Below are 10,917 nucleotides of genomic sequence, written 5' to 3'. Positions count from 1 at the left end.
AAAAATCACTATAAATATAGAAGGATAGAGAAGATAAAAGAAAAAAATGATGATTTTTAATGTGTTTAAGTTTTTACCGAGAATTACTAACATACAATATAACATTTTGATATAGTAACTACATAGCTTTACTTTTCATTGACTTGACCATTTTTGATAAATTATAATACAAAAAATGAATGTGGCAGTCAAAAATAAAAGTAACTATTTAGTATAATTTCTTCATATCTATTTAACTTTGTCGTAGATGAAAAATAATAGCACGCTGATGATGCGGATATTCGCAGATAGAAGATAGAAAAAAGAGAAAGAAATCAGCGAAAATCCGTTAAATCCGTATCATCCGTGTTCTATTCTTACGACTATTTTCATCAGTGGCTGAATAGTTACAATTATTTATTATTTCTTCTGTTACTTGAGATAAAGAATAATCTCCGCCTAAATCCTTTGGTAATATCCCTTTCTCCATTATAGAAGAAATGGCTTTTTCTATTTTTTCTGCACAATTTGCTTTTTTTAGATATTTAAGCATCATAGCTCCTGAAAGAATTGTGGCTATTGGGTTTGCAATATTTAATCCTGCATACTTTGGGCAACTTCCATGAACAGGCTCAAATACAGCAAAGTTATCTCCAATGTTTGCCCCTGGTGCTACACCAAGCCCTCCAATAAGCCCAGCACATAGGTCTGAGATAATGTCTCCAAATAGGTTTGTTGTTACAATAACATCAAAGCCTTCTGGCTTTTTTACTAATTGCATACAGGTATTATCAACTAGCTTATCCTCAAATTCAATATCAGGGTAAAGGGGTGCAATCTCTTTGGCTGTTTTTAGAAATAAGCCGCAGGTTAGCTTTAGAATATTTGCCTTATGGACGCAGGTTACCTTTTTCCTATTATTCTTCCTTGCATATTCAAAGGCAAATTTTATTATCCTTTCCGAGCCCTCTTTTGTTATTGTCCTTATGGCACAAGCAGAACCTCCTACAGAAAACTCAATCCCTGTATATAACCCCTCTGTATTCTCACGAATAATTGTAATATCTGTTTTATTTAAAAATGACCTTGCTGGTCTTACCCCTGCATAGAGGTCTAATGCCTTTCTTAAGGAGACATTAACCGATGTAAATCCATAGCCAACAGGCGTTGTTATTGGTCCTTTAAGACAGGTCTTATTTTTTCTTATGGATTCTAAAATTCCATCCATTATAGGAGCGTTATCCTTAAATTCTAAAGGAATCTCTTCCCACTCTATATCAGCTCCTGTTGCATCAATAACCCTTTGGCATGAACTTACAACCTCAGGTCCTATGCCGTCACCATTTATCAATGTTATTTTCATAGATTTATTATACAAAAATCCTTGCATTAAAACAAGAAATATGATTTAATGTATATGACTAAAGGCTAAATAATTATAAAATGATTGACTTTATAAAGGGAAAGGTTGCTATAAAAACACCAACATATGTTACAATTGATGTATCTGGCATTGGATATGGCTTTATTATCTCATTAAACACATTCTCAAGCCTTCCAGAAAAAGGATGTGAGGCAAGGCTTTTTGCCTATACAATAATTAAGGATGAGAAGATTCAATTGTTTGGGTTTATTAGTGAAAGAGAGAGGGAACTATTTTTAACCCTCATATCCATTACTGGAATTGGTCCAAAGATAGCCTTAAGGATTCTATCAGAGATAACACCAGATAATTTAGGAAAAATTATCCAAAAGGGAAGCGTATCTTCCCTTTCCAAGATAAAGGGAATAGGAGAAAAAACAGCAAAGAGGATTATCCTTGAGCTTTCAAATAGACTAGTAGAAAAGGAAGATAAGGATTTAGAAAATTCTTGCATCCAAGCCCTTATTTCTCTGGGCTATTCAAAAAAAGAGGCAGGCAATGCTTGCGAAAGGGCGTTGACAAAAAATCCAAAAGACCTTGAGGAATTGATAAAAGAGGCGTTAAAATAAATTAAGATTTAGAAATTTATCATAAGATGAAATGAAAGAAATAACATCGCCAGAGGCAGATTTTGAGGAAAAGGAGAGCGAGAATTCTTTAAGGCCAAGGGATTTTTCTGAGTTTATAGGACAAAACAGGCTTGTTGAGAACCTTAAGATATTTATTGAAGCAGCAAAGAAAAGGAATGAGCCCTTAGACCATACCCTTTTTTCAGGTCCACCTGGCTTGGGAAAGACAACATTGGCAGGGATTATAGGAAAAGAGATGAAAAGCAATATCCTTTCAACATCAGGGCCAATATTGGAGCGCCCCGGAGATTTAGCCTCTATACTTACAAATTTAAAGGAGTTTGATTGCCTATTTATTGATGAAATACATAGGATAAACAAGGCTGTTTCTGAGCTTTTATACTCTGCTATGGAGGATTTTAACATTGATATTTTGCTTGGAAAGGGAGCATCTGCGAGGAGTATAAAACTTTCCCTTCCAAAATTTACCCTGATTGGAGCTACAACAAGGCAGGGTATGCTTACCTCACCTTTAAGGAATAGATTTGGAATATCAGAGGTTGTTTCTTTTTATTCAATAGATGATCTCTTTTCTATTATTCTTCGCTCTTCTCGTATTTTAAATATAGAAACAGAAAAAGATGCTACCCATTTGATAGCAAAAAGGGGAAGGGGAACACCAAGGATTGCAAATAGGCTTTTAAGAAGAATAAGGGATTATGCACAGGTAAAAGGCACAGGAAGGATAACAAGACAGATAGCAGAGGAAACATTAGAAAGGCTTGAGGTTGATAGATTTGGCCTTGATTCTATGGATAGAAGGATTCTTGATATTTTGATAAATAAATTCCAAGGAAGGGCTATTGGAATAAAAACCCTCTCTGCTTCATTAGAGGAGGATGAAAGGACAATAAGTGAGGTATATGAACCATATCTTTTAAAAATAGGTTTTATAGAAAGAACACCAAAGGGAAGAAAGCCAACAGAATCTGCAATTGCCTATCTAAATCAATGAAAGCCCTTGCCCTTCTATCCGGAGGACTTGATTCAACCCTTGCGATAAAGGTTATTCTTAACCAAGGAATAGAGGTTTCTGCCCTAAATTTTATCAGCCCATTTTACCAATGTAATCGCAAGAATGGATGTGATTTGGAATCAAAGAAGGTGGCTGATTTATTCAAAATCCCCCTCAAGGTAGAAAGGTTAGCCGATGAATATCTTGAGATGGTCAAAAATCCAAGATATGGCTATGGAAAGAATATAAACCCTTGCATTGATTGCAGAATCCTTATCTTTAAAAAAGCCAAATCTTATATGGAGAAAATCGGTGCTAAATTTATCATTACAGGCGAGGTATTGGGAGAAAGGCCAATGTCTCAAAAAAAGGATACAATGAGGCTAATAGAAAAAGAATCTGGTCTTTTAGGTCTTGTTTTAAGACCACTTTCAGCAAAATTGCTTGCTGAAACTATACCTGAGATTGAAAGATGGGTTGATAGGGAGAAATTATATGCTATATCTGGAAGGAGCAGAAAGCCACAAATAAAATTGGCAGAAGATTTTGGAATAAAGGATTATCCAGCGCCAGCGGGTGGATGCTTACTTACAGACTTTGGCTTTGCTTTTAGAATGAAGGATTTGATGAAATATAGCCCTAATTTTAACTTAAATGATATTGAGCTTTTAAAGATAAGCAGGCATTTCAGGCTTTCTCCATATTTTAAGCTTATTGTTGGAAGGAATGAAAGTGAAAATATAAGGCTTAAAAATTTAGCAAAAGATTCTGATATTATCTTTGAACCAGCTGAAAATGGACCCCTTGGATTAGGAAGGGGAGAATTTGTTGAGGAATGTCTTTTGCTTTCTTCTAAAATTATTGCAAAATATTGCCACAAAGAGACAATGGTATCCCTTCAATCAAAGGAAATTAAACGCCAAATTATGGCACATAAAGAAGAAGATGTTAAAAAATGGATGATAATTCCTATTGAGAAAATTTAGGAAAAAGGCTATAATATAAAGCAAAATGAAAGAAAGAACAATTGTAAATATTTATTCAGAAGCATTGGAGAGGTCTATTACGGGAGCAATCCTTAGCATGATAAGGTTTATGGCAGAGGAAAATAAACCCATTACCTTTATTGGTGCTGATATCTATAGATTAACAAAAGAATTAGCATCTGATTTTTGTAAAACCCTGACACAAAGGAAAACAAAGGATGAGCAGGAAATTCAGGATGCCTTTAAAAAAATGCTTCTTGACGAAAATTTTAATAAGAGCAAATATAATGTAAGGAGGATATTTAACCTTGTTATTGAAGGAGATGATGTAATTGAGAGGATAAACAATCTTGTTGGTGATATAAGGCATAGAAATGGAACAACAATCCTTGGAAAATTTGGATTCTTTTATAGGGAGAAAGATAAAATAATATCAGAGTTTCCTGTTTCTTGTCCTTCTTGCAAAGAAGAGGCAGAGAAACAAATTAACCTTTTTTGGAATAAATACAAGTATTTAGGAAGTCCTGTAAGTGGTGCGATAAAATACCCTAAAGAAAAAATAAAGGATGTAGAGGAAAGTGTTGTGATAATTAAACCAAATGCCTTTGATAAACCCTATGACCCAAGAATTGGCGATGTTATAGACATCCTTTCAAAGACAGGTATGTTTATTATTGCGGCAAAGATTCAAATGCCAGAAAAAGAGCAGATGGAGGAATTTTATGCCCCACATAAGGGTAAGTATTTCTTTGAAGCCTTGATAAATTTTATGAGCAAAAAGAGGTCTTTGGCATTGCTCTATGAAGGTATAGGTGCAAGAAAAAAGATAAGGGATGTGGCGATGAGCATTGTCCGTGATAACTATACAGATTCCCTTACTGAAAATACAATTCATACCTCAGATAATGAACAAGATTTCATAAGGGAAAAGAAAGCCCTTGATTTTGGAACAAATGTGTTGTTGCCAGAATGAAAGAGGCTTTTCTTTATGAAAAAAAAGATGATTTTGTAGAATGCCATCTATGTAGCCATAGGTGTAGAATAAAACAGGGGAAAAGGGGAATTTGCGGGGTAAGGGAGAATAGAGATGGCATCCTTTATAGCCTTGTCCATAACCTTGCTTGCTCCTGTAATATTGACCCAATTGAGAAAAAGCCATTCTTTCATTTTCTTCCTGGCTCATATTCTCTCTCTGTTGCTACTGTTGGATGCAATTTGGCTTGCAAATTTTGTCAGAATTGGACAATATCGCAAGCTCCAAAGGATGAAGATGGAATATTTGGAGAGGAATTGCCTCCTTCAAGAATAGTTAAAACGGCGAAGGTAAAAGGTTGTAAAAGCATATCCTATACATACACAGAACCAACCATATTCTTTGAATACGCCTTTGAAACAGCAAATATTGCAAAAAAAGAGGGGCTTTATAACAATTTTGTAACAAATGGATATATGAGCCCTGAAGCCCTAAAGATGATTGCTCCATACCTTGATGCGGCAAATGTTGACCTAAAGGGAGATGATAATTTTTATAAAACCCTTTGCAATGCAAGACAAGAACCTGTCCTTTCATCCATAAGGTTAATGAAAGAGCTTGGGATTTGGGTTGAGATAACAACCCTCCTCATTCCAGAAAAAAACACATCATCTGGAATACTTTCTGATATTGCAAAATTTATTAAGGAAGTTGGAGAGGAGACGCCCTGGCATATCTCAAGGTTTCATCCAAATTACAAGATGCTTGATATCCCACCAACACCCATTTCTTTTATTGAAAGAGCAAGAGAAATTGGGAAAAATGCTGGCTTAAGGTATGTCTATTCTGGAAATATACCAGGAGACCCAGGGGAAAATACATATTGCTATCAATGTAAAGAACCCATTATTAATAGAATTGGCTTCTCTGTCCTTTCCAATAGCTTAAAGGATGGAGTCTGCCCTAATTGCAAAGCAAAGATAGATGGGATTTTTGAATGACAATTATATTCCTTTTTGGTTTAATAAGTCTATTGGGAGATATTATTTATGAAGGAGGAAGAAGCGTAAATGGGCAATATTTGAATACCTTGGGAGCAAATGCTACAATTGTTGGCTTTGTGGTTGGTATCGGCGAGCTAGCTGGCTATATCATTCGTTTGTTTTCAGGATATATCTGTGATAAGAAAAAGGCACATTGGCTCTTTGTAATATGTGGTTATAGCTTACTTGTTTCTGTCCCCTTGCTTTCCATTTCAAGCTATTGGCAATCTGCACTAATATTCATCGTCCTTGAAAGGATAGGTAAGGGATTAAGAAGCCCCGCAAGGGACACCCTTTTATCCTATGCTACAAAAAGGGTAGGTAGAGGTTTTGGATTTGGTATTGCAGAGTTTTTAGATAATATTGGTGCGGTAGTAGGCCCTTTGATTTTTACATTTTTCTTTATTGCCGGTCCTTCTTTAAAAACAATTTCTGACTACCAGAATGGCTATAGCTTGTTTTGGCTTCCATTTACATTGCTCATTATTGTTTTGTTTATAGCATATTTCAAGGTAAGAAACCCAGAAGAACTTGAAAAAGTAAGCAAAAATGAGCCTTCTAATCTTACTAGGATATTCTGGCTATACTCTTTTTTTACATTTATTACTACCATTGGCTTTGTTAGCTTTGCTATAATAGGTTATCACTTAAAGGTAAATAAAATATTATCGGATGCCCAAATACCTGTTTTTTATTGCCTTGCTATGGCAATAGATGCAATGTTTGGAATAATAATTGGAAAGGTCTATGATAATATTAAGATGAAATATCAAAATTCTCATTCTGGATTGTTAATCTTGGTGGGAATTCCTATCCTTACAGCCCTAATTCTTCCTTTTGCCTTTTCATATAATACCTCCTTAATAATGATTGCAATGCTTTTTTGGGGTTTAGTAATGGGCTCTCATGAGGTGATAATGAAGGCAGGGATTGCTGATATAACCCCAATAAATAAAAGAGCAACAGGATATGGCATTTTTAATGTAATATATGGATTAGCAATGTTTATAGGAAGCCTCTTGGCTGGATATTTGTATGATATTTCTATTTCTTTGATGATATTGGTTCTAATTTGCATTGAGGTTTTACCAATACCATTATTTTTCATATTAAAGAGGGAAATTGTATAGCGAATACAAAAAAAGGTTATATATTATCTGGTTATTCCTTGGTATTCTTGGAGCCCTTCTTTTAATAAAGCTCTTTTATATCCAGGTTTTAAAAAACAGGGAATTAAAAAAGAAGGCAGAAGATATCCATATAAAAGAAAGGGTTTATACCCTTCCAAGGGGAACAATATTTGATAGAAATGGCAATATCCTTGCTATGAGTGCAGACACTGTGTCCATCCTTGTTCATCCAAAGGAAATAAGTACAAAAGATTATTTTAGGGTTTTAAAGGTTTTGGGAATTAAACAATTGAATTTAAACAAAAATGGAAAGTCTTTCTGGCTTAAAAGGAGGCTTCCAATAGAGAAAGCAGAAAAAATAAGAGAAAAAATAAAAAAAATTAAGGGGATTGAATTTCTTATTGAGCATAAAAGGTATTATCCATATAACACAATAGGGGGAAACCTTCTAGGATTTGTGAAATTTGAGGATGATGCAAGGAAGATAATTGGAATGTCAGGGATTGAATTAGGGTTTAATAAGTATCTTTTAGGTTCTTCCCATAATCCTAAGATAATGAGGGATGGACAGGGAAGAATTTTATATACAAAAGAGAGATTTCCTGAAGAATTAAAAGGAGGGGATATTTATCTTGCAATAGATGTAAGGCTTCAGTATATTGCTGAAGAAGAGCTTAAGAAAAGCTGTCAAGAATATGAAGCAAAAGGCGGTGTTTGTATTATTGGAAATCCAAAGACAGGAGAGATTTTGGCACAAAGCACAATCCCAAGTTTTGACCCAAATGCTTATTCAGTTTGGGAAAAAGAGATGTGGAAAAAAATACCAAAAGAAACCAGAAAGAATAAGGCAGTTTCTTTTGTTTTTGAACCAGGCTCTCTCTTTAAACCAATTATAGCAGGAATTCTTCTTGAAGAGGGATTGGTAAAAGAAGATGACAGATTTTTTTGTTCGGGAGAATATAAGGTAGGCAATAGAAAGATATGTTGTCCCCATAAGCATGGGGCTCAATCATTCAGGGATGTCCTTAAGAATTCCTGTAATGTTGGAATGAGTCAAGCAATAGAAAATTTAAAAGATGAAAGGCTTTTGTTTTACCTTTCCCAATTTGGCTTTGGAACAAAAACAAATACAGGAATAATTGAGGAGGAGGTAGGGATATTCTCCAAAAAGATGACAAAGATAAGAAAGGCAAATCTTTCATTTGGCTATGGAATTTCTGTAACACCCATTCAGCTTTGGCTTGCTGTATCTTCCTTCTGCAACAATGGCATTCTTTTCTCTCCAATTGTTGTAAGGAGCATTTTGTTAAACAATAAGATTATTAAGGAAGAAAAACCTACACCTAAAAGGGAGGTTTTGTCACAAGATACCATCAATAAACTAAAGGATATGATGGTTTCAATTGTTGATGAAGGAACGGGCATAAATGCAAAAATAGAAGGATATAAAATTGCAGGAAAAACAGGAACAGCAGAGAAAGCAATAGGAGGAAGGTATAATAGTAGCAAGATTGTTTCATCATTTATCGGATTTTTTCCAGCAGATAATCCAGAGATTCTCATATTAGTTATTTTGGATGAGCCAAAAAAGGCACATTATGCAAGCATTGTTGCCGCTCCTTGCTTCAAGAGAATTGCAGAAAGGGTTATATTTTTGGAAAAAATTAAAAAAGGGCTATAGAATGTAATTTACAATTTAGCCTTTACAATTTACAATATCTATATGTTTCTTGTTTTTCTTGTAATTTTTATCCCAACGCTCCTAGAGGCTCGTGTTGATACAGGCGCAGATTTTCTAAAATTTATAACAGGGGCAAGGGCAACAGGCTTGGCTGGTGCAATTGTTGGCTTGGCAGATGATGCATCAGCCCTACATTATAATCCTGCAGGGCTATCTGATATAGGAAATCAGGAAATTCTCTTTATGGAGAGCGAGGCAATTATGGAATGTGGATATGAATACCTTGGGTATGTAAAAAGGATTAGTGAAGATACAGGGATTGGATTTTCTGTCCTATATTTTCATGCCCCAAAGATGGAAAGATTGGATTACTTGGGCATGGTAGTTGGAGATGTAGAATATAGCGACCTTATGGCAAGTCTTTCTTATGGAAAAAGAATAAGAGAAAATTTATCCTTTGGCGGGACAATAAAGGGAATTTTAAGGAAGATAAGCCCGGATAAGGATTCTACAGGTGCAATTGATGTTGGGCTTCTTTATAAACATAAAGATAATATGAAATTTGGTCTTTCAATACAGAATATTGGTCCAGATATATGGGGAGATAAACTTCCAATGTTGGCTCAGATAGGAGGGTCATTCAGGATTGAGAATCTTTTCTTAACATCTGCAATAAGCCATCACCTCCTTTCTAATTCTAGCTTTGAATATAGGGTCGGTGCTGAATATTGGTATTGGAAAGGTCTTTGTCTTCGCGCAGGATATTACGCTCTTGAAGGAGACCTAAAAGGTGCAACATTGGGATGTGGGGTAAGATTAAAAAACTGGCTTCAGCTTGACTTTGCCCAATTTCCAGCAAGCCTTAACAAACCACTCCAGGGCTCCCTCATTATAAGATTTTAGCTTGGCAAAAAAAATTAAGAAAAAAAAGAGCAAATTATTCCTCCTCCTTCCAATTTTAGCTATCTTTGTTTTATTAACAGCCCTTTATGATATTTATTTTCCAAAGGATATATCAGGAAAACCAAAGACAATTAGTATAAGAAGGGGTCTTTCTGCAAAAGAAATTGCAAATCTTCTTAAAAATGAAGGGATTATAAGAAATAAATACATATTTTCATCCCTCATAATCCTTAAAAATAAGGAGAAGGACATAAAAGCAGGAGACTATGAAATTTCCCCTTCTTTGAATATGATTGACATTCTTTCGATCTTGACTAAAGGAAACAAAATAAAATCCTGTTTTACAATTCCCCCTGGATATAATATTTATCAGATAGCAGATATGCTTTATGAAAAGGGATTTATAGATAAAAAAAGGTTTTTCAATCTTTGCTTTGATAGGGAATTTATCTTGAAGCTAGGTTTCTCTGTTAATACCCTAGAAGGGCTTTTATTTCCCGATACATACTGTGTATCAAAGGGAATGAAGGAAGAGAAGATAATAGGAATAATCATTGAAAGGTTTAAAAAGGTATTTAAAGAAAGTGATGTCCGAATAGCAAAAAAAATGGGGTTTTCCATCTATCAAATCCTTATCCTTGCCTCTATTATTGAAAAGGAAACCTCATATTATAAGGAAATGCCCATTATCTCTGCTATTTTTCATAATAGATTAAGAAGAAATATGAGGCTTAATAGCTGCCCAACGGTTATCTACAGCCTTTTTCCCAATTTTGATGGGAATCTAAAAAAGGAAGACCTTGAAATTTCCTCTCCCTACAATACATATAGGCATAATGACCTTCCTCCATCCCCTATTTCAAACCCTTCAATCTCTGCTATTAAAGCCGCATTAAATCCAGCTTCTACTGATTACCTATATTTTGTCAGTATGAATAATGGAAGGCATAAATTCTCAAAAACACTAGCTGAACATAATATTGCTGTCTCAAAATACCAACCAAAAATAAAATGAGAGTAACTATTCAGTCATTACAGAGAGAAACGGAGAATGGATGAATTGGAGAGAGGGAGAAGGGGAGAAAGGGAGAATCTTAAGAAGGGGAGAAATTTCTCCGTTTCACAGAAAAAGGGGAGAATGGGTGAAAAAATACAAAGCTATAAAGACTTAAAAGTTTATCAAAATGCGATGAATACAGCTATGGAAATTTTTAA

General features: G+C 34.8%; 10 protein-coding genes. 9 read left to right on the top strand and 1 reads right to left on the bottom strand.

Features of this window, described 5'->3' with window-relative positions; translation table 11 throughout:
• Nucleotides 1-328: 328 nt before the first annotated feature.
• Nucleotides 329-1,342 carry an isocitrate/isopropylmalate dehydrogenase family protein gene (locus tag AB1630_07155; GenBank protein ID MEW6103570.1) on the bottom strand — a complete coding sequence of 338 codons (1,014 nt, stop codon included), beginning with the start codon at nucleotides 1,340-1,342 and terminating at the stop codon, nucleotides 329-331.
• Nucleotides 1,343-1,422: 80 nt separating this feature from the next.
• Here AB1630_07155 and ruvA point away from each other — a divergent pair, with 80 nt between their 5' ends.
• From ruvA to mltG, 9 genes are read left to right on the top strand one after another with little or no spacing between them, the layout of a single operon-like run.
• Nucleotides 1,423-1,971, top strand: coding sequence for a Holliday junction branch migration protein RuvA (gene ruvA, locus AB1630_07150; GenBank protein MEW6103569.1), 549 nt, complete (start codon nucleotides 1,423-1,425; stop codon nucleotides 1,969-1,971).
• A gap of 31 nt (nucleotides 1,972-2,002) precedes the next feature.
• Nucleotides 2,003-2,986 carry a Holliday junction branch migration DNA helicase RuvB gene (gene ruvB / locus AB1630_07145; protein ID MEW6103568.1) on the top strand — a complete coding sequence of 328 codons (984 nt, stop codon included), beginning with the start codon at nucleotides 2,003-2,005 and terminating at the stop codon, nucleotides 2,984-2,986.
• Nucleotides 2,983-3,972, top strand: a complete 990-nt coding sequence (locus AB1630_07140; protein MEW6103567.1) for a hypothetical protein — start codon at nucleotides 2,983-2,985, stop codon at nucleotides 3,970-3,972. The genes ruvB and AB1630_07140 overlap by 4 nt, the downstream gene beginning before the upstream one ends.
• Nucleotides 3,973-3,997: 25 nt before the next feature.
• A complete protein-coding gene (locus AB1630_07135) occupies nucleotides 3,998-4,945 on the top strand; it encodes a nucleoside-diphosphate kinase (protein MEW6103566.1) in 948 nt (315 codons plus the stop codon).
• Complete coding sequence (gene amrS / locus AB1630_07130) at nucleotides 4,942-5,946, top strand: AmmeMemoRadiSam system radical SAM enzyme (GenBank protein MEW6103565.1); 1,005 nt, start codon at nucleotides 4,942-4,944, stop codon at nucleotides 5,944-5,946. The genes AB1630_07135 and amrS overlap by 4 nt, the downstream gene beginning before the upstream one ends.
• Nucleotides 5,943-7,118: an MFS transporter gene (locus AB1630_07125; protein ID MEW6103564.1), complete on the top strand. Its 1,176-nt coding sequence runs from the start codon at nucleotides 5,943-5,945 to the stop codon at nucleotides 7,116-7,118. The genes amrS and AB1630_07125 overlap by 4 nt, the downstream gene beginning before the upstream one ends.
• Entirely contained in the window at nucleotides 7,111-8,799 is a 1,689-nt protein-coding gene (locus tag AB1630_07120; protein ID MEW6103563.1) for a penicillin-binding protein 2, read from the top strand. Before AB1630_07125 ends, AB1630_07120 begins: the two co-directional genes overlap by 8 nt.
• 42 nt (nucleotides 8,800-8,841) lie before the next feature.
• Nucleotides 8,842-9,702 carry a PorV/PorQ family protein gene (locus AB1630_07115; protein ID MEW6103562.1) on the top strand — a complete coding sequence of 287 codons (861 nt, stop codon included), beginning with the start codon at nucleotides 8,842-8,844 and terminating at the stop codon, nucleotides 9,700-9,702.
• Between the two features lies 1 nt (nucleotide 9,703).
• Nucleotides 9,704-10,717 (top strand): endolytic transglycosylase MltG, encoded by a 1,014-nt coding sequence (gene mltG / locus AB1630_07110; GenBank protein ID MEW6103561.1) that lies wholly within the window; start codon nucleotides 9,704-9,706, stop codon nucleotides 10,715-10,717.
• The last annotated feature ends 200 nt before the right edge of the window (nucleotides 10,718-10,917 follow it).

Source organism: bacterium (assembly GCA_040753555.1).
Classification (GTDB): domain Bacteria; phylum UBA9089; class UBA9088; order UBA9088; family UBA9088; genus JBFLYE01.
The sequence above is the reverse complement of the archived record's forward strand: the minus strand, read 5'-3'. Positions and strand labels throughout refer to the sequence as shown.